The sequence below is a fragment of the Acidovorax sp. 1608163 genome, assembly GCF_003669015.1.
Classification (GTDB): Bacteria; Pseudomonadota; Gammaproteobacteria; order Burkholderiales; family Burkholderiaceae_C; genus Acidovorax.
This window is the reverse complement of sequence record NZ_CP033069.1, coordinates 1,081,467-1,103,557: the sequence shown is the minus strand read 5'-3', so window position 1 is coordinate 1,103,557 and position 22,091 is coordinate 1,081,467. Positions and strand designations below refer to the sequence as shown.

Here is a 22,091-nt window from a genome sequence, read left to right as displayed (position 1 = left end):
GATCAGACGGACGTCGCAGCCTGTGGGGCGTTGTTCCGGATCAGTGCCTCAAACTCGGGACGGAAGTGTTTGATCATGGCGCGCACGGGCATGGCGGCAGCATCGCCCAAAGCGCAAATCGTGCGGCCCTGGATGTTGTCAGCCACAGAATTGAGCAGGTTCAGATCACCTTCGCGCCCCTGACCGTGCTGAATGCGATCAATGACACGCCACATCCAGCCCGTGCCTTCGCGGCATGGAGTGCATTGGCCGCAAGACTCGTGCGAATAGAAATAGGACAAACGCAACAGGCTTTCAACCATGTTTCGGGAGTCGTCCATCACAATCACAGCGCCAGAGCCTAGCATGGAGCCCGCCTTGGCGATGGAGTCATAGTCCATCGTGCATTCCATAATGATGGATGCAGGCAGAACCGGGGATGACGACCCCCCTGGAATCACAGCCTTGAGCTGACGCCCCTTGCGCACGCCCCCCGCCAACTCCAACAGCTTGGAGAACGGAGTACCCAAAGGAATCTCATAGTTCCCGGGTTTTTCCACGTCGCCGGAGACCGAGAAGATCTTGGTACCACCATTGTTGGGCTTGCCGCATTCGAGATAGGCAGCACCGCCGTTGCGGATGATCCACGGCACGGCCGCGAAGGTCTCGGTGTTGTTGATGGTGGTGGGCTTGCCGTACAGACCAAAGCTGGCCGGAAACGGCGGCTTGAAGCGCGGCTGGCCTTTTTTGCCTTCCAGCGATTCGAGCAACGCGGTCTCTTCGCCGCAGATGTAGGCGCCAAAGCCGTGCGCCGCATGCAACTGAAAGCTGAAGTTACTGCCCAGGATCTTGTCGCCCAGGTAGCCCGCTGCGCGCGCTTCTTCGAGCGCTTCTTCGAAGCGGTCGTAGGTCTGGAAGATTTCGCCGTGGATGTAGTTGTAGCCCACGGAGATGCCCATCGCGTAGGCAGCGATGATCATGCCTTCGATGACGATGTGCGGGTTGAACTGCAGGATGTCGCGATCCTTGCAGGTACCCGGCTCGCCTTCGTCGGAGTTGCACACCAGGTACTTCTGGCCGGGGAATGAGCGGGGCATAAAGCTCCACTTGAGCCCAGTCGGAAAGCCCGCACCACCGCGACCACGCAAACCGGATTCCTTGACCGTTGCAATCACTTGGTCCTGACTCAAGCCCTCAGAGCCATCCTTGCCCAGAATACGGCGGAGTGCCTGGTAGCCACCACGCGCCTCGTAGTCCTTGATGCTCCAGTTCTTACCATCCAAGTCCGCATAAATCTGCGGATTGATATGGCGATCATGGAAGCACGTCTGGACACCCGTGGATTGAAACTGGGAAAGAATTTGTGCAGCTGTCGTCATCACTTGCCCTCCGCAGCACGAAGGCCATCGACCAGCTGGTCGAGCTTGTCGTTGTCCATGAAGCTGCACATCGTCCGGTCATTGACAAGCATGACTGGTGAGTCAGCGCACGCACCCAGGCATTCACATTGCTGCAGAGTGAACAACCCATCAGCAGTTGTCTCCCCCATGGAAACACCCAGCTTTTTTTCCAGATGGTGCAAGGCCTTCTGACCGTCACGCAACTGGCAAGGAAGGTTGGTACAAACATTCAGCTTGTACTTGCCCACGGGCTGCTGGTTGTACATGTTGTAGAAGGTGGTGACTTCATGCACTGCGATCTGAGCCATGCCCAGATACTCTGCGATCACAGCTTCACTGTCAGGACTGACAAAGCCCTGCTCTTGCTGCACGATGGACAAACAAGCCATCACGGCAGACTGCTTTTGGTCTGCAGGGTACTTAGCCACTTCACGCGCAAACCGCGCCAGCGTCGCTTCGGTAATCATCGGTCAATCTCTCCGAACACGATATCCATGGTGCCAATAATGGCCACGGCGTCAGCAATCATGTGTCCGCGCGCCATCTCATCCAAGGTCGCCAAGTGCGCAAACCCAGGAGCGCGAATTTTCAAGCGATAAGGCTTGTTGGCACCGTCACTTACCAAGTAAATGCCAAATTCCCCCTTGGGGTGCTCCACCGCTGCATAAGCTTCACCTTCAGGAACGTGAAATCCTTCAGTGAACAGCTTGAAATGGTGGATCAGCTCCTCCATGTTCGACTTCATGGACTCACGCGCAGGCGCAGCAACCTTGTGATTGTCAGTAATCACTGGACCTGGATTGGCTTTGAGCCAGTCCACGCACTGCTTGATGATGCGGTTGGATTCACGCATCTCCTGCATACGAACCAAATAACGGTCGTAGCAATCACCCGTCTTACCCAGCGGAATATCGAAATCCACCCGGTCATAGGCATCGTAGGGTTGGCTCTTGCGCAAATCCCAAGCGATGCCAGAGCCGCGCAACATCGGGCCAGTCATGCCCAGATTCAAGGCACGCTCTGGGGTCACGACACCAATCCCCACAGTCCGCTGCTTCCAGATCCGGTTGTCGGTCAAAAGTGTTTCGTACTCATCCACACAAGCCGGGAAGCGCTGCGTGAAATCGTCGATGAAATCCAACAAAGAACCCTTACGGTTCTGATTCATTGCCTCCAGCGCCTTGGCGTTCTTGATCTTGCTGACCTTGTACTGGGGCATGCTGTCAGGCAGATCACGGTAAACACCGCCGGGGCGGAAGTACGCTGCATGCATACGGGCGCCGGAGACAGCCTCGTACATGTCAAACAGGTCTTCCCGCTCACGGAAAGCATAGATCAGGATGGTGGAACTACCGCAGTCGTTGCCGTGCGACCCAAGCCACATCAAGTGGTTCAGCAGGCGCGTGATTTCCGAGAACATGACCCGGATGTACTGCGCACGCAAAGGCACTTCAAGACCCAACAGCTTCTCAATGGCCAGGCAGTAAGCGTGCTCGTTGCACATCATCGACACATAGTCGAGCCGGTCCATGTAAGGCAAGGACTGGATGTAGGTTTTGTGCTCGGCCAGCTTTTCGGTGGCACGGTGCAGCAGACCAATGTGCGGATCCGCACGTTGCACCACTTCGCCATCCAACTCCAGCACCAGACGCAACACACCGTGCGCGGCCGGATGTTGCGGGCCAAAGTTCAGAGAGTAATTTTTGATTTCTGCCATGATGGATCACATGAGCGCAAAGCGACTCAGTGCAAACCTCCGTACTTGTCTTCGCGAACGATGCGAGGCGTGATTTCACGGGGCTCAATAGACACAGGCTCATACACCACACGACGCTGCTCAGCGTCGTAGCGCATTTCCACATGGCCAGACAGAGGGAAGTCTTTACGGAACGGATGGCCGATAAAACCGTAGTCCGTCAGAATACGCCGCAAATCGTTGTGACCGTCAAACACGATGCCAAACAAATCGAAGGCTTCGCGCTCATACCAGTTGGCCGAATTCCAGAGGTCTGCCACAGAGGCGACCACGGGAAAGTCGTCATCCTGGCAAAACACCTTCACGCGCACGCGCTGGTTCAGGCTGACAGACAACAGATGGGAAACGACGCAATAACGCGCACCTTCATTGACCACACCTGCATACTCAGAATAGTCCACACCGCACAAGTCCACCAATTGCTCAAAGCGACAGGCTTGGGCATCACGGAGCGTGCGCATGGCATCCAGATAGTCTGCCGCGGCAACGACGACAGTCACTTCACCCAAAGCTACAGTGATCTCGCGAACCTTGGCTCCCAAGGCTGCAGCGATATTGTCTTTGAGTTTCTCGGGCCGAATGGCAACAGCAGTCATCATCAACCCTTCAGACGCGAGCAATGGTATTGGTGCGGCGGATTTTTTGTTGCAGCTGGATGATGCCGTAAATCAACGCTTCAGCCGTTGGGGGGCAACCAGGCACATACACATCCACAGGAACGATGCGGTCACAACCGCGCACCACAGAGTAGCTGTAGTGGTAGTAACCACCGCCATTGGCGCAAGACCCCATCGACAGCACCCAACGTGGCTCCGACATCTGGTCATACACCTTGCGCAAGGCTGGAGCCATCTTGTTGCACAGCGTACCGGCCACGATCATCAAATCGGATTGACGCGGACTGGCGCGAAACACCTCCGCGCCAAAACGACCAATGTCATAGCGAGCAGCCGCCGCATGCATCATCTCTACCGCGCAGCACGCCAGACCGAAGGTCATGGGCCACAAAGAACCGGTTTTAGCCCAATTCACCACCGAGTCATAGCTGGTGGTGATGAAGCCTTCCTTCATCACGCCTTCAATCATCGCATTCGTCCTCTTATTGAAGCTCGATCATTCCCAATCCAACGCGCCCTTTTTCCACTCGTAGGCAAAACCCACGACCAGAATGGCCAAGAAGATCGACACCGCCACGAAGCCTGTCATCCCCACCTCATGCAGCGTCACCGCCCAAGGAAAGAGAAACGCAATTTCAAGATCGAACAGGATGAACAAAATGGCCACGAGGTAGTAGCGCACATCGAACTTCATGCGCGCATCTTCAAAGGCCTCAAAGCCGCATTCATAAGGGGAGTTTTTGGCTGCATCTGGACGATTGGGGCCCAGCACATAACCAAGAATCAAGGGGACAACGCCGACGGCGATGCCAACCAAGATGAACAAAAGGACGGGGAGGTACTGATCGAGGTTCATCTTGAGGATGCTCACCGCTGTAGCCCGATCCGTCAAAATTTTACAAATTTTGCGGACAGGCTTTTGTTTTGGTGCCGTCGGCGAGACTCGAACTCGCACAGCTTTCGCCACTACCCCCTCAAGATAGCGTGTCTACCAATTTCACCACGACGGCTGTTGTTGCATGTCTGGATGGCATGAGGAACCATGAAGGTTTTGGCTTTCCAGACAATCCAGAATTCTACTCCGGAAAAACCCTGCACAAAGAACAGGGCGTCAAATTAGTGCGGATTATTTTGTTGGGATCTGGGCCGCACCAGATGCGGGCACGACAGGGGCCGCAGGCACAGCATCCACACCACCCGAAGCTGGCACACCAGAAGGCGCAACCGCAGCAGGCGTCTCCAGCACGCTACCAGAACTGGCTGGGCGGGCATTGCCAAAATAAGCCAACGCCAACGTGGAGACAAAGAACACAGCCGCCAAGACCGCCGTGCTGCGCGACAAAAAGTTGGCACTGCCGCTGGCACCGAAAAGACTACCGGAAGAGCCACTGCCAAATGCGGCCCCCATGTCAGCACCCTTGCCGTGCTGAACCAGGATCAACCCAATCATTCCCAATGCCGCCAGCATCTGCACGGCCAAAATCACATTCACCAAAACACTCATTTTCACTCCTAATTGAATAGCTTATTGCGCACAGCTCATTGGGCCGCAGCGACGATCTTTAAAAAATCTTCCGGCTTGAGCGAGGCTCCACCCACCAACCCACCATCAATGTCTGGCTGTGCCAACAACTCCGCGGCATTGACGGCATTCATGCTGCCACCATAAAGAAGACGAACCCGGTCCGCATGCGCACTGGCAGCCGCCAATTGCGCACGCAGCACAGCATGCACTTGCTGCGCCTGCTCAGGAGACGCCGTACGTCCCGTGCCAATCGCCCACACAGGCTCGTAGGCAACCACGATTTCACTGATGCAATGGCCATTGACATGGATGACGGCGGCCAACTGGCGCTTGACGACAGCCTCCGTCTGACCCGATTCGCGCTCTTGCAGAGTCTCCCCCACGCAAACAATCGGGGTAATGCCCACAGCCAGGGCTTGACGGGCTTTTTCAGCCACCACGGCGTCTGATTCGCCATGGTATTGCCGGCGCTCGGAATGCCCCACCAGCGCATAGCACACATCGAACTCCTTGAGCATGCCTGCAGCCGACTCACCGGTGTACGCACCCGATGCATGCGCAGACACATCCTGTGAGGCCAAGGCAATTGGAGAGCCCGCAGTCAAAGCCTGCACCTGCGCCAGATAAGGAGCAGGCACGGCCACCGCGATATCACAAGACGGCGCCGAAGCCAGCCCCGCCAGAAGCCCCCGAACGAGCCCCTCGTTGGCAGCCAAGCCGCCATTCATCTTCCAGTTGCCTGCAATGAGTTTCTTTTTCATGATTACCAGGTCAAAACAATCTTGCCCGTGTGCTGATTGGACTCCATGAGCGCATGGGCATCGGCCGCCTCACTTGCATCAAACGTGCGATAGATCACCGGACGCACCCGCCCCGATGCAATCAGAGGCCACACATGCTGGCGCAGGGCTTGGGCGATGGCTGCCTTGAATTCCACCGATCGGGGCCGCAACGTAGAACCCGTGACAGTCAGCCTGCGGCGCAGCACCAACCCTGCGTTGAAGGCACTTTTGGTGCCGCCTTGCACCGCAATGACGACCAACCGGCCATCCTCCGCCAGACACTCCACCTCGCGGGCCACGTAATCGCCGGCAACCATGTCCAACACCACATCAACGCCGCGCTGCCCAGTGATGCGACGCACTTCTTCCACAAAATCCTGGGTGCGGTAGTTAATCGCATAGGAAGCGCCCAGCGCCACGCAAGCGGCACATTTCTCATCACTGCCTGCTGTGGCAATCACCTGGGCACCCCAGGCCTTGGCCAATTGGATGGCCGTGACGCCAATGCCACTTGTGCCGCCTTGCACCAGAAGCCACTCACCCGGTTGCAAACGCCCCCGGTCAAACACATTGCTCCACACCGTGAAGAAGGTCTCAGGCAACGACGCCGCCTCGATGTCCGTAAGCCCCTCAGGCACCGGCAGGCACTGCCCCACAGGCGCTACGCACCACTGGGCATAACCACCACCCGCCACCAAAGCACAGACCCGATCACCAAGCTGCAAGCCCGCCAAAGCCAAAGCCTGCGCATCGCCAGACTCGATGACACCCGCGACTTCCAACCCCGGAAGATCAGAAGCACCGGGCGGCGGAGCGTAATGCCCCGCGCGCTGCAAGACATCAGGACGATTGATGCCGCTGGCACTCACCCGAATCAGCACCTCACCCGCACCAGGCGCCGGCACAGGGCGATCCCCCAGACGAAGCACACCAGGCGCTCCGAACGAGGATATCTCTACAGCACGCATGAGGCGCTCAGTCATAAGTCGGTACGTTTAGGCAATTTAAGCCTCTAACGCCTATCAAATAAGCGGTAGAAGCTATAAATTTAATAGCAAACTACTTCAATTTACGGACCCGAAGGTCCGATGAATCACTGCTGTTGCTGTTCTTGCTGTTGTTGCTGCTCGGAGGGCTGGCGACCACCATCACGACCGTGGTCACGGCGTGGCTCACGGTCACCGCGCTCGGCGGGCGCAGGGCGGTCACTGCCACCGGCAGGGCGGTCTGCCAACACCTTCATCGACAGCTTGATGCGACCCTTCTCATCAGTCTCCATGACCTTGACCTTGACGATCTGGCCTTCGGTCAGGTAGTCACCCACGCGCTCAACGCGCTCGTGGGCGATTTGGCTGATGTGCAACAGACCGTCCTTGCCAGGCAGCAGATTGATCAACGCACCGAAGTCCAGAATCTTGGTCACTGGGCCTTCGTAGATCTTGCCGATTTCAACTTCAGCCGTGATCTGCTCAATGCGCTTCTTGGCCTCATCCGCCTTGGCAGCATCCGTGGCGGCAATGGTGATGGTGCCGTCTTCGTCGATGTTGATCTGGCAGCCGGTTTCTTCGGTCAGCGCACGGATCACCGAACCACCCTTGCCGATCACGTCGCGGATCTTCTCGGGGTTGATCTTCATCGTGTAGAGCTTGGGCGCAAAGTTCGACACTTCGGTCTTGGCTTCGCCCATGGCCTCTTGCATCTTACCCAGGATGTGAATGCGCGCTTCCTTGGCCTGGGCCAGGGCGACTTGCATGATTTCCTTGGTGATGCCTTGGATCTTGATGTCCATCTGCAGCGCAGTGATACCGGCTGTGGTACCTGCCACCTTGAAGTCCATATCGCCCAAGTGATCTTCATCGCCCAGGATGTCGGTCAGCACGGCAAAGCGGTTGGCATCCTTGATCAAGCCCATGGCGATACCCGCCACGTGCGCCTTCATGGGCACGCCAGCATCCATCAGCGACAGGCAGCCACCGCAGACCGAAGCCATCGACGAAGAGCCATTGGACTCGGTGATTTCCGACACCACACGCATGGTGTAGGGAAACTCTTCCTTGGTCGGCAGCACAGCCACCAGAGCACGCTTTGCCAGACGGCCGTGGCCGATTTCGCGGCGCTTGGTCGAGCCCATGCGACCCACTTCGCCAGTGGCGAAGGGAGGCATGTTGTAGTGCATCATGAAGCGATCTTCGTACTCGCCAGCCAGTGCATCGATGCGCTGTGCATCGCGCTCGGTACCCAGCGTGGTCACAACCAGCGCCTGGGTTTCGCCACGCGTGAACAGCGACGAGCCGTGGGCGCGGGGCAGCACGCTGCCGCGGATTTCGATGGGGCGCACGGTGCGCGTATCACGGCCATCAATACGGGGTTCGCCCGCCAGAATCTGGCTGCGCACGATACCGGCTTCAATATCGAACAGCATGCCTTCGACCTTGACCGCGTCGAATTCAACGCCATCGGCCTTCAGCGCAGCCATCACGGCGGCATAGGCTTCACGGCAGGCTTGGGTACGGGCTTGCTTGTTGCGGATCTGGTAGGCGGCGCGCAGCTTATCGTCGGCCAGAGCCACCACCTTGGCGATCAGGGCCTCGTCCTTGGCAGGCGCTTCCCACTGCCACACGGGCTTGCCCGCATCACGCACCAGTTCGTGGATGGCGTTGATGGCCACATTGCCTTGCTCGTGACCGAACACCACAGCACCCAGCATGATTTCTTCAGACAGTTGCTGGGCTTCGGATTCGACCATCAGCACTGCGGCTTCGGTGCCCGCCACCACCAGATCCATCTGCGAGTTCTTGCGCGCAGTCTGGCCGGGGTTGAGCACGTATTCGCCATTGATATAGCCCACGCGCGCGGCACCGATAGGGCCGTTGAACGGGATGCCAGAGATGGCCAGGGCCGCGCTGGTAGCAATCAGGGCTGCGATGTCAGCATCCACTTCAGGGTTCAGCGACACCGTGTGGATCACCACATGCACTTCGTTGAAGAAACCTTCAGGGAACAGCGGACGAATCGGACGGTCGATCAGGCGGCTGGTCAGGGTTTCGTGCTCGCTGGGCTTGGCTTCGCGCTTGAAGAAGCTGCCTGGGATCTTGCCGGCCGCGTACGTCTTCTCGATGTAGTCCACCGTCAGGGGGAAGAAGTCCTGGCCAGGCTTAGCCCCCTTGGAAGCCACCACGGTGGCCAGCACCACGGTGTCGTCAATGTTCACCAGCACCGCACCGGAGGCTTGGCGGGCGATCTCGCCCGTTTCCATGATGACGGTCTTGTCACCCCATTGGAAGGTTTTGGTGATTTTGTTGAAAATGCTCATGTTCAGCTCCTATTTTGATAGCTGGTAGCGCTCTACCAGATTGTCTTGGAGGGCAATTCAGAACACGATGCCATTCCAGGGAACCTGCACACCAACCCATGGCAGCAACTTCATTGGAATGACACAGCTTCGCTCCGTTTTGCGACTCCGAAGTAAAAAACGCCTGAGCTAGCGGACTAACCCAGGCGTTTTCGCATGCAATGAAAATTACTTGCGCAGACCCAACTTGGCGATCAGCGCGGTGTAACGGTCAGCGTCCTTGGCCTTCAGATAGTCCAGCAGCTTGCGACGACGGCTCACCATGCGCAGCAGGCCACGGCGACCATGGTGGTCCTTGGCGTGTGTCTTGAAGTGAGGAGTCAGTTCGTTGATGCGGGCGGTCAGCAGGGCCACTTGCACTTCTGGGCTACCAGTGTCATTGGCAGCACGGGCGTTCGCCTTGACGACTTCGGCCTTGATGGAGGATGCGATCATGTTTTTTCCTTGAATGTGACCCGCCGCAAGCGGAAGATCATGGTTTTTACTTGCGCCAGCAGCTGGAACGGCCACGGGCGTGCGTCTTGCACCATGCAAAACCCCACAATTATAGCCCGGCTCCGAATTTGGCTTGCCAAGCACCCAGCGATCCAGAACACTGCGCCCAATCAGCTGCAACAGCTCAGCCTCGAAAGCACCCAGCCATGCAACATCCCTTTTCCCCCGCACGCACAGCAACTCACTCCAGGCCCTGGAACAAACGCCTGCGGCTCGCAATAACCACTGGCGCCATTGGCATGTGCATCCTTGTCGCCCCTTCTTACGCGCTGGCCAAAGGCTCCGCTGGCGACAAAACTAAAGCAAATAACACGACGACCAACAAGAAAAACACAGGCAAAGTCACCCACCAACGCAGCCCATCGGAAGAGTCGCGCGCCGAGCGAGATCGTCGCCTTTACCGAGAATGCAAAGGAATGTCCAACGCCGGGGCCTGCTTGGGGTACACACGCAGGTAGTCGCCGCTCATCCCCACGCTAGCGCCACTGGTCACACAGGCTGTCACAGCCCAACCACGAACTCCTTAGGATCGCCCTCATGCATGCACTGCCCCCATCTCTGGGAATTCCACACCCTAAAAACCACCGCGGCTTTACAGCCATTGAATTGATGGTTGTTGTGGCCATTGTTGCGATTTTGGCAACATTGGCAGCCCCCAGCTTTACTCCATTGATTGAACGTTGGCGCGTGCGCAGTGCCACCGAAGGCCTCACATCGACCCTCTACTACGCCCGTTCGGAGGCTATCAAGCGCGGCGGCGGCATCGCCATTGACGCCACCGGCGGGTGGAGCCTCGGCTGGAAAGTCACGTCCACCCAAAACGGAGTCTCAACAGACCTGCAAGTGAGCCCAGCCCCCAACAAAGTCAGCATGACCCAAAGCAACAACAAAGACATGCTGTATGTGGACCGCTGGGGAATGCTTTCGGAGACCAGTGGCGGCGCTCCAATGGCTGTCGACATCGCGATCTTCCCTGATGGGAAAAGCGCGACAGACAGCAGCGCCATCAGGCTGTGCGCCAAAGGCGGACGCGTCGCACAGATGCAACATGGCGCTGCCTGCCCTTGAGTCGCCAGACCCCACAAAGCCATGCACACCCACCGCCCACTGCAACCAAAATTTCGGCACGTTGTGACTGGCTTCACTGCCATTGAGTTGATGGTGGTGGTGTCCATAGTCGCAATTCTCATCTCCTTGGCAGCCCCCAGCTTCACCCCCCTGATAGAAGGATGGCGTGTGCGAGAACCTGCAGAGCAGCTACAAACAAGTCTGCAGTACGCACGTTCTGAAGCCATCAAACGCAGCGGGCAAGTGGTGATACAAAAAATACCCAACAACACCAATGGTTGCACCACTGCCAGCGGGACTCGTGACTGGGACTGCGGCTGGATTGTCTGCCATGACATCAATAACAACGGCACATGCAATGCAGCCGAGCCCGTACTGCAGCGTGTTGAATTCACGGGCAAAGTGCACGTCAACCGTACTGGTGGCGGCGCCAGCATCCAATTCAATCGCTGGGGCCTTGTTGATGGCGCTTGGCTAGGGTTCACCTTGGTCCCCCTGAACAAAAGCTCCGCACATGCGGGCTCACGTGGCGTCTGCATGAGCTCTGGCGGCCGCATCCGTGTCATCCCTCAAGAAGCTATTCCATGCACCGGCTGATACCCATGACTACCCCATTGCACCATTTTCCAAACCAGCATCAGCGCGGCATCACGCTGATTGAATCCCTCGTTGCGATCGTCATTGCAGCCCTGGGTATTTTGGGTATCTTGGGAGTGCAGATGCGCACGCTGACCGATACCCAAACTACGGTGCGCCGTGCACAGGCTATTCGTCTCATCGAAGACCTCAGTGAACGCATCAAGGCCCATCCCAATGCACTACTGACCTTGAGTAGCTACCAAAGTGCATGGACAGACCCCTCCACTGCTGTGCCTGCCCCTGCAGTTGACTGCGCTACAACAGCGTGCTCCAGCGATCTGCTCACCACATACGACGTAGCCGTTTGGAGGCGAACCGTTCAGCAAATGCTTCCAGTCGGAGATGCCACTATTTTCTTGGCCCCTGGAGATAATGCAACCAACCGCCGGCAATTGGGTGTCATGGTTCGATGGAGAGAGAACGAAATCGACATTAGCGACGCAACCGATAAAACGACCCACAGAGACAATATTGATGCGTCGAAGACCCGCGATACGGATGGCACATTCAAAAACGGCGGAGGCACAGGGGTTGGCGCAACGTCTTGCACTGCAAATTACACCTGTCACCTGCAATACATCCCCGTCTCTGCACGCTGCGCACCCTACGACGCCGGTGGAGGTTTTATGCAGATCTACTGCGCCGGAGAATAAATATGAAAACCCACTTCTCACGTTTTTCCGGTAAACGCAAACCATTTCGCAGCCAATATCAACTGGGTGTCACGCTGATTGAGTTGATGGTCGGCCTCTCCATCGGCCTGCTCGTCATCGCTGTTGCAATGGGAGCCCTCATGGTCTCGCGTGGCGTCTCCGGAACCGTCAGCGACGCCAGCAATATTCAGCAACAGTCTGCTTACCTGATGCGCGTCATTGGCTTGCAATTGCGCCAAGCCGGCTCGCTGTACCTCAACCCCAACCCCAGCGGAGGGTCAACGGGTTTCCCCGCAATGGTTCCCGTGGCATTCGAAACCGCGGCGCCTGCAATTAGCGGAGGAAGTAACTACGACCCCATAATGCACAATTTGGGTGCCCCTAGCGGCGGGCTCAGTACAGGCTTCCGTCGCTACAAGGAATCTGTGTACACCGCAGCCACAGACCAAACCATCGGGCGCAACTGCTTGGGTGGACCGACTGACGCCAATGCAGACCAACGGGTAGAGAGCGTTTTTCAGCTCAGTGGTAGCGAATTGCAATGCCAAGGCAATGGAGGTATCGCGCAACCCATTGCACAGAATGTGGCTAATTTTCAGGTTCGTTATCTGGTTCAGAACAATACAAACCCCACCAATCTGACTGTCCAATACGTGGCAGGAGCTGACGTAACTGACTGGCTCACAGTACAAGCCGTGGAGGTTTGCCTTGTGTTGTACGGCACGGAAGCCATCAACATGCCCACAGGCGGCACAAGCACCTACCGTGACTGCGATGGAACAGCCATTGACATGACCACGCTCGCAGGAGCTCGCAACCAACGCATGCACGTGACCTACCGCAATGTCTTTCAGGTGCGTAGTCAAGGCCTCACAAAAGCACAGTTGCTTCCGCTCTAACCACCTTGAAGAACTGATCATGCACCGTGCAATTCACAACCCCTCCCACCGCAAGCACCAGCGTGGCGTGGCGCTGTTCGTCGTCATCATATTCGTCATGCTGTCCATGCTTTTGGCATTGTGGGCATCGCGGACTTCGCTTTTCAATGAATTGGTGGTTGGCAACGATGCCGACTACCAACGCACCTTTGAAGCAGTTCAATCCCTGCTTCAGGATGCGGAACTGGACATTCGCAACCAGAAAGCTGACGGCACTGAGTGTGTAGGCCTGGGCGATATTTGTCGCACAAGCACTGCAGAAAAAATTCCACTGGACATTACAGAGCGCGACCTCTTGCTTGCAGAACTAAGTCAAAAACCCACAGGATGCGGAAGTGGCCTTTGTACCAAACGCGCAGGCAAATTGGATTTTTGGAACGATACAGCCGCCCTTAATGCAATGGTACCCACAGGAGCGCGGTACGGGCAGTTCACTGGCGCAGGCAAGGGCAGTATCAGCACCCCCATCAATCCTCTCTTGCAGTGGGACATTGCAACCCCCGCCAACCAAGGTGGCTGGTATTGGATTGAAGTATTACGTTACGACGAAAGCACCCAGAATTCAGGCCTCATTGTGGGATCGGGAGCCCAAAATCTACTGCGCATGAATTTGGGTGGCAACACCAGTCCTAATTTGATTTATCGCATTACAGCCCTCGCTTATGGCCGAAAGCCAGGCACACAAGTGGTTTTGCAGCAAACCTATGCACCACAAAAGACAATGGATTAATTTCTCAAATAATTAAGAGAGCAATCCGCACGCATTCAAAGCGCATTAGCAGCTAATTTAATCAAAACACTGTTTTTCTGAGGAGTACGCTATGTACCGCCACACGCCCCCTCGCTTTCGCAAAAATCTGCTCGCACTCGCTGCCAGCGCAGCATTACTTCCCAGCGGCGTTTGGGCCGTAGATTTGGTGCAGGCCCCCCCCGGCACCGTGCAACCCAGAGTGACGCCTAACGTCATCATTTCCATCGATGACTCGGGCAGTATGGATTTTCGGGTTGATGCAGAAAGCGCCACAGGAGCGACCAACAATACAACGCCCAATGCCGATGGAACTTGGCCCAGCACCAGCCGGCGGATGAATGTACTGAGGTATTCGTTACAGTCGATTTTTGATACAACCCATCCCAAATACGACAGTGCGTTAATGTCAGACAAGAAAATTCGTCTGGCTTGGCAGTCGATGAACGGGAACAACGGCACACCCAAAACACTGCCTGGAACCACGGGAAGCGCCCCCACACTTGCGACAAACTCCATGAAGATCCTCGAAGGAACTCATCGGACCAACTTTCTTGCATTCCTTACCAACCTCAAGCCGAGCGGCTCAACACCATCCCATGGCGTGCTCAAACAAGCAGATGAGTACATGCGAGCCAACTTGGATAAAAATGGGCCTTGGGCATCCATTCCTGGTACTACCGCCGCACCTTACCTTGGATGTCGGCGCAACTATCATATTTTCATGACCGACGGTCGTTGGAATGGAGCTGTCTCCGGGGGATCGCAAGACGACAACACCAAGAATATATCGCTACCCGACACCACCGTATTTGGCAGCACCAATGCAGCCACAAGGCCCAAAAACGCCTTGTATGCCGATACTTACAGCGATAACTTAGCTGACTGGTCTTTTGCCAGTTGGTCTAAGAAGTTACAAACAGCTGTAGACGATGTCAATGGTGCCACCGGCTTGAAAGGCCTACCCCAGCCCACAGCAGAGTACAACCAAGCACCTGCGACAGAAAATTTTGGCAAAGACAAAGCTGGCAATGATGCGATTCTGGATCGATTCTGGAACCCACGCTATAACCCAGCCAACTGGCCTCACATGGTGACCCACACCATTGGTCTGAGCAAAATGGCTTACACGTGGCCGGGAACAGACGGGGGTGGTAATGCCTATTCACCGAACCGCTGCAATACCACTAACAAAATTCTCGCTCCAGGCCAAACGTGTGACGCCAGCAACAATGCCACCTTCAACTCCACGCTGATGGTGCCTTTCAACTATGACAAGGGATCCAACGGCAGTCTGCCCGACTTCATCACTGGCAATATCAAATGGCCCAACCTTAGTACGGGTGGAGAGCCCGTTCGCTCGCTCGACTTGTGGCACGCAGCGCTCAATGGTCGAGGCCGTTTTTACGCGGTCGAGAAAGGCGAAGATCTGGCCAAGGCATTCCGCGACATCTTCCAGCAAATCAACACCACGGTGGACCCAGAGATGACTTCCACCGCCACCAGCGGTTCAAACATCTCTCGCAACTCGGTAGGCAAATTCACAGGGAATTACGAACCCAAAAATGCCTGGAAAGGCTTTGTCACGGCCGAGACTGTCCAAAAAGATGGCACCACCGTCCCAACTCCATCATGGGGTGGCAAAAATACAGCCGACAAATTGGATGATGCAACGTTCAGCCTCACTGGTCGATTGATTTTGAGCTGGAGTGACCAATGGGTCACCACCAAAGACAAAGGTGGTGTAGCCTTCCAATGGGCCACTGACGAAAGCAACCTGAGCACGGCTCAAAAAGCATTGCTGGGAAAAAATCCTAGCGATGCGACGGTGACTGTTGCAACCAACGGTCAAAACCGCCTCAACTTCATTCGAGGCGATAAGACGCTGCAAGGCAGCGACACCACCGGCTACACCGTAGCCAAGCCATTCCGTGAGCGCAAGAGCCGCCAAGGGGATATTGTCAATTCGGTGGTCTGGTACACCGGTACCCCTTCCAGCAGTTATGCAATGAAAGGCTATGACACTTTTACGCTTGCCAACAAGAACCGTACCCCGATGATTTACGTGGGTGGCAATGATGGCTTGTTGCACGGCTTCTCTGCCATTGACGGTACAGAGAAGATTGCCTATGCACCACGCGGAGTGATTGCAAGCCTGCCACAGCTGGTTGACCCCGCATACAACAACAAGCACCGATTCTTTGTGGATGGATCACCCATGACCGGCGATGTAGACCAAGGGACAGTGGATCCAGGCAACCCTACAGTCCATGTGCCTGACTGGAGAACATTCTTGGTAGGCACCATGGGCGCTGGTGGCAAAGGATACTTTGTGCTGGACGTCACCAACCCCAATGCAGCAGATACCGCCTCGGGCGTGCCCGGATTTTCAGTAGGTAACGCGCAGAAGTTGGTCGTGCTTGATCGCACCAAAGATACCACTCGGGTAGCGGAAACCACTCCCAATTGCGCAACCATGACGGGGGCTCAGAAAACGGCTTGCGACACAGCTGAAGCGGAGGACAAGGATATTGGCAACATCACTGCACGCCCCGTGCTGGATGGAACCAACTCGCTGCGCGCCTCGCAAATCGCACGCATGAACAATGATCGCTGGGCAGTGGTTATGGGCAATGGCTACAACAGCGCCAACCAACGGCCTGTATTGTTGATTCAGTATCTGGATGGAAATAAAGAGCTCAAGCGGATCCCCGCTGCTGCCAGCGATGCTGTCGGCAGCGGCAAAGCCAAGGACAACGGCTTGGCAGCACCTCGCCTGGTAGACCTCAATGGCGATGGACGTCCAGATGTGGTCTACGCAGGCGACAACCTGGGCAATATGTGGAAGTTCGACGTCACGAACATAAGCGACGCCGACTGGAAAGTGGCATTCAACGGGAGCCCCTTGTACACGGCCACAGGGCCCGCAACACTGGGCAGCAGTTCGCGCACCCTCTACCAATCCATTTCTACAGCTCCCACGGTACGGGCCAGCGACCGCGTCATGAAAGTAGGCAGTGGCGCCAGTGCCAAGACGGTGGCAGTAGGCGGCATGATGGTGGGTTTTGGCACAGGCCGTAATGTGACCAAAGCAGATGAGAATGACTCCTCCGTACAAACCTTGTACTCCGTGCTTGACAATACACGTTACAGCGTTGTGACCACCACGCTGGGCGATCGCTTGGAGGTAAACCCGGGAGTTGCAGGTTGCGCAAAAGGCTCCAACTGCGTTCCTGTGCCTGCAGCTTTGGGTGAAGGGATTGCCACAGCCAAGCTCGCTCAACAAAAAATTTCAGCTGTGACCTCCACCTATGCCACCGTGGATGTGACCGACGAGTTGAAGGAGGACACTTGGTACAACTACAACGGGTGGTACATGGATCTGCCTGCAGTGGGTGAGCGACTGCTCAAACCCATGGAGTTCTATGATGGAAGCAACATTTTGGCGGTCTACACACAAGTGCCGGCCAAGGGCTCAGACGTGGACCCCAATATTGAGACCTGTGAATCCAATACGGTGGACGAAGAGCGCCAGTACCTGACCCTGCTCAACCTCATGGACGGCAAGCGGCCCACCGTGCAACTGATGGACTTTGATGGAAATGGCAAGTTCTACACTCCCCCCCCATCGGCCCAGGTTACTGCCCTAGCGGCAACTGCGGAGACGACAAAAATGTATCCCGCTCCCAGGTCACCAAAGGCTCCCACACCATGGTCCGCAAGGATACTGGCAGCTGCCTTAACCAAGATATCGATATCAAAAACAACCGAAAAGACTTCGCTTGCCTGCCAGAACAATCGCTGCGCCCAAGCTGGCGCCAACTGAAATAAGAGAAGCACCATGATTCGACATATGAGAAAAGCACAACAGGGCTTCACCCTCATCGAAGTGATGATTGTGGTGGCCATTGTGGGCATCCTCTCTGCTATTGCCCTCCCCAGCTACAGCGAATACATCCGACGGGGTCACCGGGCGGACGCCCGTGCGGGATTGCTGCAGGCACAGCAGTGGCTGGAGCGCGCCTCTACAGCGACAGGGGTTTATCCAACCGCGTTACCCGCCTCACTGACATGGGCTACCGATACAACAAAGCGCTACACGATCTCTATCGGGGGTCCGGCGTCGCAATCCGCATTCACCTTGACAGCAACCCCCAAAGGCGCGCAAGTTGGTGATAAATGCGGCAACTTTACAGTTACCAATACAGGCTTACGCGGGGCCGACGGGGCTACCAGTGGCTCTATCGTGACCGAGTGCTGGAACAAGTAGCCACTAAGCTACCATCACGGGCGCAATGAACACTTCTGCGCCCTCCCCTATCTACCAAGCGCTTGGGCTAGCCACCCAGGCGCTTTTTCTTTCCAACCCCAATCCTCGCGTCGGCTGCGTGATTGCCTCGGCCAGTGGTGTCGTTCTGGGTCAAGGGTTCACCCAGAAGGCCGGAGGCCCGCATGCCGAGGTGATGGCGTTGCGTGATGCCCAGGCGCAAGGGCACGATGTGCGCGGGGCTACCGCCTATGTGACGCTGGAGCCCTGTTCGCACCATGGGCGCACGGGGCCTTGTTGTGATGCGTTGATTCAGGCAGGCATTGCCAAGGTGGTTGCCTCTATAGCGGACCCTAACCCCCAAGTGGCAGGAAATGGTTTTGCCCGCTTGCGGGCCGCTGGCGTTCAAGTAGAGGTGGGTGACGGCGCGGAGGCTGCGCGCGAGCTGAACATTGGCTTCTTCAGCCGCATGGTGCGTAAGACGCCTTGGGTGCGGATGAAGGTCGCCGCGTCGTTGGATGGTGCCACGGCCCTGCCGAATGGGGCGAGCCAATGGATCACGTCTGCCGCAGCCCGTGCGGATGGCCATGCCTGGCGTGCACGCGCCTGTGCAGTGCTGACAGGGATTGGCACCGTGCTGGATGACAACCCCAGATTGGATGTGCGCGAGGTACCCACGCCGCGCCAGCCCCACGTGGTGGTGGTGGACAGCCAGTTGCAGACCCCCCCCAGCGCTCATTTATTTATAGCTGGCCGCGCTTGCTATATCTATTGCGCCGCCCCCCAAGACGTGCAATTTGAAGAACGCAAACGGGCTCTCGAGGCCCAAGGGGCGGAGGTGATTCACCTGCCCAACCCACAGAGCAAGGTGGATTTGGCGGCGATGCTGCGCGACTTGGCGCACAAAGGGGTGAACGAGTTGCATGTGGAGGCAGGCAACAAGCTCAATGGCTCATTCGTGCGCGAAGGGCTGGTGGATGAGATGCTGGTGTACCTGGCCCCCAAGATGCTGGGCCTGGGGTTGTCGATGGCGCAGTTCGGCCCGTTGACAGCGCTGGACCAGGCCCTGGCGCTGGAATTCAAAAGCGTGGAGCCGGTGGGGGAAGATGTGCGCATTGTGGCCCGCGTGCGCGGGCGCGATGGCTTTGGCATCACACCGACAAGCAGTCACGCAGTTGACGCATAGGCCCTCAAAAGTACCGTGCGCAACATCCACAGAAGCACCACAAAAACACCCCCCAGCCTCACGACCATCACGGCCAAGAGGATGCGCTGTGCAAGGCTTCGACAAGCTCAGCCCGAACGGATGTTTCCAGTGCAAAGAGGTTGACGCGATCACCTGAAAGAGAGGCCAGAGGCCTGGTTCCCGCACTGGTCCCTAAAAGCAGCTTGGCCACCATGGATTCGCCCATGCTCGATACTGTTAAGCGTTTGAGCCTTGGGCGCCGAGCCACATAGGCTGGCACGGCTGGCAGCTATCCATCGTTCATGACCCCACCATTGACACCCTGACACTTTCAAAACCATGTTCACAGGAATCATCACCGGCCAAGGCCGCATTGCAGAAGTCGCCCCTCTGGGCGCCACAGAAGCCCACGGCAAACGCTTGGTCATTCAAGCCCCAAAGGGGTATCTGGACGACGTAGGTCTGGGCGACAGCATTGCCCTGAACGGCGCCTGCATGACGGTGACCACGCTGGAGCCCCAAGCGCTGCAGTTCACCGTCGATATCTCGGCCGAATCGCTGCTCAAGACCACGGGACTGGACACACCCGGCCCCATCAACCTCGAAAAAGCGCTGCGCGCCCACGACCGGCTGGGGGGACACCTGGTGTCGGGCCATGTCGATGGACTGGGGCAAGTGACACACTTTGCCCAGGTGGGCGAGAGCTGGGAGTTGCGGGTCTTGGCACCGCGCGATCTGGGCAAGTACCTGGCCTACAAGGGCTCGATCACCATCAACGGGGTGAGTCTGACAGTCAATCGCATCACCGATACCGAAGCGGGATGCGAGGCCAGCATCAACCTGATTCCACACACGGTCGAAAACACGGCGCTGGGAAGTTTGAAGGCGGGATCGCGCGTGAACCTGGAGATTGATTTGATTGCACGGTATGTGGAGCGCATGCTGGCAGCACCAGCCGCCGCACAGTGACGGCAGTGCGCTGACCAGCGCACCCAGGCGAGTCAACGCGGCATCCCTCAGCCCTACCCTGCCTTAGCCGGGGCTTGCACAGGGCACTCCCGCATTGCCGACTGTACCAACGGCGCCATTCATTTACTACCAAATTAATAGCTGCTAGCGCTTACTGAATAAGCGCTAGCAGCTATTTTTACTTAGATCACAGCCTAATGCAGTGCGGACTGTCTCACCGACAAGGGCATCCAAGAGAAGATCCCCTGACGACCGAAGCCGAGCCCATCCGTCGCAAAAACCTGATCGGCACGATCTTGCGACAACGCACGCCCCGTGCGGCATGGCGCTGATCGCTGCAGTCCATGGGGCGCACCACATTGCACCCAACACCTCGCCATGGCGCACATTTCAGGCGCATTTCTTGCTTTATCGTGGTGCAAATTTGGTCTGCGGCACCCACGCACGCACCAAAACCACCCAATCAAACGCAAGAGGACGATATGGAAGCACTCAAACAGGGCACGGACGCTCTGTTCATTTTGCTGGGCGCCATCATGGTGCTGGCCATGCACGCAGGCTTTGCCTTTCTGGAGCTGGGCACTGTGCGCAAAAAGAACCAGGTGAATGCGCTGGTCAAGATTCTGGTGGACTTCTCGGTGTCCACCGTCGTGTACTTCATGGTGGGCTACGGGGTCGCCTACGGCACACATTTCTTTGTGGGGGCCGAGACGCTGGTGCTGCAAAGTGGCTATGGGCTGGTGAAGTTCTTCTTCCTGCTCACTTTTGCAGCAGCCATCCCGGCCATCATTTCGGGGGGCATTGCAGAGCGGGCGCGCTTTTGGCCGCAGCTGCTGGCCACGGCGGTCATAGTGGGGTTTGTGTACCCGTTCTTTGAAGGCATCGCCTGGAACCAGCACTTTGGCGTTCAGGCCTGGATCAAGTCGCTGACGGGCGAAGAGTTCCATGACTTCGCAGGCTCGGTGGTGGTGCATGCCATGGGCGGCTGGATTGCCTTGCCCGCCGTGGTGCTGCTGGGCTCCCGGGCCAACCGCTACCGCAAGGATGGCGCGATCTCGGCCCACCCGCCATCGAACATTCCATTCCTGGCCCTGGGCGCCTGGATTTTGATTGTGGGCTGGTTTGGCTTCAATGTGATGAGCGCCCAGAGCGTGGACAAACTCTCGGGGCTGGTGGCGGTCAACTCGCTGATGGCCATGGTGGGCGGCACGCTGACGGCCCTGGTGATGGGCAAGAACGACCCGGGCTTTGTGCACAACGGCCCCCTGGCAGGCCTGGTGGCGGTGTGCGCGGGATCTGATCTGATGCACCCGCTGGGCGCCCTGGTGGTGGGCGCAGTGGCAGGCGCCATTTTTGTGGTGATGTTCACCCTCACTCAGAACAAATGGAAGATCGACGACGTGCTGGGCGTGTGGCCACTGCACGGGCTGTGCGGCACCTGGGGCGGCTTGGCGGCGGGCATTTTTGGCAGCAAGGCGCTGGGTGGGCTCGGCGGCATCAGCTTTGCCGGGCAGCTCATGGGCACGCTGATGGGCGTGGCATGGGCACTCATCGGCGGTGTGGTGGTCTACGGCGTGCTCAAAGCCACCGTGGGCCTGCGACTGAGCCAGGAAGAAGAGTTTGATGGCGCCGACCTGTCCATCCACAAGATCAGCGCCACCCCCGACCGCGAGGTGAGCTGGTAAGCCACTGGCGCACACGGCGGCCCTGCACAACG

Annotated in this window: 21 protein-coding genes and 1 tRNA gene; 10 read left to right on the top strand and 12 right to left on the bottom strand. The window is 57.2% G+C overall.

Annotated elements, in window-relative coordinates; all coding sequences use genetic code 11:
* Window positions 1-2: 2 nt before the first annotated feature.
* From nuoF to rpsO, 12 genes are all read right to left on the bottom strand, one after another.
* Window positions 3-1,358, bottom strand: a complete 1,356-nt coding sequence (nuoF, locus tag EAG14_RS04995) for an NADH-quinone oxidoreductase subunit NuoF (protein ID WP_099656379.1) — start codon at window positions 1,356-1,358, stop codon at window positions 3-5.
* Complete coding sequence (nuoE, locus tag EAG14_RS04990) at window positions 1,358-1,846, bottom strand: NADH-quinone oxidoreductase subunit NuoE (protein ID WP_099656380.1); 489 nt, start codon at window positions 1,844-1,846, stop codon at window positions 1,358-1,360. The genes nuoF and nuoE overlap by 1 nt, the downstream gene beginning before the upstream one ends.
* Entirely contained in the window at window positions 1,843-3,096 is a 1,254-nt protein-coding gene (locus tag EAG14_RS04985; protein WP_099656381.1) for an NADH-quinone oxidoreductase subunit D, read from the bottom strand. Before EAG14_RS04985 ends, nuoE begins: the two co-directional genes overlap by 4 nt.
* A 26-nt stretch (window positions 3,097-3,122) precedes the next feature.
* Entirely contained in the window at window positions 3,123-3,731 is a 609-nt protein-coding gene (locus EAG14_RS04980; protein WP_121730303.1) for an NADH-quinone oxidoreductase subunit C, read from the bottom strand.
* 10 nt (window positions 3,732-3,741) lie between these two features.
* Window positions 3,742-4,221: an NADH-quinone oxidoreductase subunit B family protein gene (locus tag EAG14_RS04975; protein WP_007849129.1), complete on the bottom strand. Its 480-nt coding sequence runs from the start codon at window positions 4,219-4,221 to the stop codon at window positions 3,742-3,744.
* A 27-nt stretch (window positions 4,222-4,248) separates the two neighbouring features.
* Window positions 4,249-4,608 (bottom strand): NADH-quinone oxidoreductase subunit A, encoded by a 360-nt coding sequence (locus EAG14_RS04970; protein WP_121453043.1) that lies wholly within the window; start codon window positions 4,606-4,608, stop codon window positions 4,249-4,251.
* Between the two features lie 69 nt (window positions 4,609-4,677).
* Window positions 4,678-4,762, bottom strand: a tRNA-Leu gene (locus tag EAG14_RS04965).
* A 116-nt stretch (window positions 4,763-4,878) separates the two neighbouring features.
* Window positions 4,879-5,256, bottom strand: coding sequence for a preprotein translocase subunit SecG (gene secG, locus EAG14_RS04960; protein WP_121728245.1), 378 nt, complete (start codon window positions 5,254-5,256; stop codon window positions 4,879-4,881).
* Window positions 5,257-5,291: 35 nt separating this feature from the next.
* Window positions 5,292-6,038 carry a triose-phosphate isomerase gene (gene tpiA, locus EAG14_RS04955; protein ID WP_121728244.1) on the bottom strand — a complete coding sequence of 249 codons (747 nt, stop codon included), beginning with the start codon at window positions 6,036-6,038 and terminating at the stop codon, window positions 5,292-5,294.
* A gap of 2 nt (window positions 6,039-6,040) precedes the next feature.
* Window positions 6,041-7,027 carry an NAD(P)H-quinone oxidoreductase gene (locus tag EAG14_RS04950; RefSeq protein WP_121730302.1) on the bottom strand — a complete coding sequence of 329 codons (987 nt, stop codon included), beginning with the start codon at window positions 7,025-7,027 and terminating at the stop codon, window positions 6,041-6,043.
* A gap of 125 nt (window positions 7,028-7,152) precedes the next feature.
* Window positions 7,153-9,372: a polyribonucleotide nucleotidyltransferase gene (gene pnp, locus EAG14_RS04945; protein ID WP_099656385.1), complete on the bottom strand. Its 2,220-nt coding sequence runs from the start codon at window positions 9,370-9,372 to the stop codon at window positions 7,153-7,155.
* A gap of 207 nt (window positions 9,373-9,579) precedes the next feature.
* Window positions 9,580-9,846 carry a 30S ribosomal protein S15 gene (gene rpsO, locus EAG14_RS04940; protein WP_005793232.1) on the bottom strand — a complete coding sequence of 89 codons (267 nt, stop codon included), beginning with the start codon at window positions 9,844-9,846 and terminating at the stop codon, window positions 9,580-9,582.
* Between the two features lie 597 nt (window positions 9,847-10,443).
* Here rpsO and EAG14_RS04930 point away from each other — a divergent pair.
* The 10 genes from EAG14_RS04930 to EAG14_RS04885 all read left to right on the top strand — a co-directional run bounded on the left by EAG14_RS04930 (window position 10,444) and on the right by EAG14_RS04885 (window position 22,059).
* On the top strand, window positions 10,444-10,974 hold the full coding sequence (locus tag EAG14_RS04930) for a GspH/FimT family pseudopilin (protein WP_121728242.1): 531 nt from the start codon (window positions 10,444-10,446) through the stop codon (window positions 10,972-10,974).
* Window positions 10,975-10,995: 21 nt separating this feature from the next.
* Window positions 10,996-11,571 carry a GspH/FimT family pseudopilin gene (locus EAG14_RS04925; RefSeq protein ID WP_121728241.1) on the top strand — a complete coding sequence of 192 codons (576 nt, stop codon included), beginning with the start codon at window positions 10,996-10,998 and terminating at the stop codon, window positions 11,569-11,571.
* A gap of 5 nt (window positions 11,572-11,576) precedes the next feature.
* Window positions 11,577-12,266, top strand: a complete 690-nt coding sequence (gene pilV / locus EAG14_RS04920; RefSeq protein WP_121730301.1) for a type IV pilus modification protein PilV — start codon at window positions 11,577-11,579, stop codon at window positions 12,264-12,266.
* A 2-nt stretch (window positions 12,267-12,268) separates the two neighbouring features.
* Window positions 12,269-13,165, top strand: coding sequence for a PilW family protein (locus EAG14_RS04915; RefSeq protein ID WP_121728240.1), 897 nt, complete (start codon window positions 12,269-12,271; stop codon window positions 13,163-13,165).
* A 19-nt stretch (window positions 13,166-13,184) separates the two neighbouring features.
* Complete coding sequence (locus EAG14_RS04910; RefSeq protein WP_121728239.1) at window positions 13,185-13,934, top strand: PilX N-terminal domain-containing pilus assembly protein; 750 nt, start codon at window positions 13,185-13,187, stop codon at window positions 13,932-13,934.
* Between the two features lie 91 nt (window positions 13,935-14,025).
* Window positions 14,026-17,778, top strand: a complete 3,753-nt coding sequence (locus EAG14_RS04905) for a pilus assembly protein (RefSeq protein ID WP_240456943.1) — start codon at window positions 14,026-14,028, stop codon at window positions 17,776-17,778.
* A gap of 15 nt (window positions 17,779-17,793) precedes the next feature.
* The gene (locus tag EAG14_RS04900) at window positions 17,794-18,222 is read left to right on the top strand and encodes a type IV pilin protein (RefSeq protein WP_121728238.1); all 429 of its coding nucleotides are present in this window, start codon (window positions 17,794-17,796) and stop codon (window positions 18,220-18,222) included.
* A 25-nt stretch (window positions 18,223-18,247) separates the two neighbouring features.
* On the top strand, window positions 18,248-19,405 hold the full coding sequence (ribD, locus tag EAG14_RS04895; RefSeq protein ID WP_121728237.1) for a bifunctional diaminohydroxyphosphoribosylaminopyrimidine deaminase/5-amino-6-(5-phosphoribosylamino)uracil reductase RibD: 1,158 nt from the start codon (window positions 18,248-18,250) through the stop codon (window positions 19,403-19,405).
* 339 nt (window positions 19,406-19,744) lie between these two features.
* On the top strand, window positions 19,745-20,374 hold the full coding sequence (locus EAG14_RS04890) for a riboflavin synthase (RefSeq protein WP_099656393.1): 630 nt from the start codon (window positions 19,745-19,747) through the stop codon (window positions 20,372-20,374).
* Between the two features lie 482 nt (window positions 20,375-20,856).
* Window positions 20,857-22,059, top strand: a complete 1,203-nt coding sequence (locus EAG14_RS04885; protein WP_099656394.1) for an ammonium transporter — start codon at window positions 20,857-20,859, stop codon at window positions 22,057-22,059.
* Window positions 22,060-22,091: the final 32 nt, after the last annotated feature.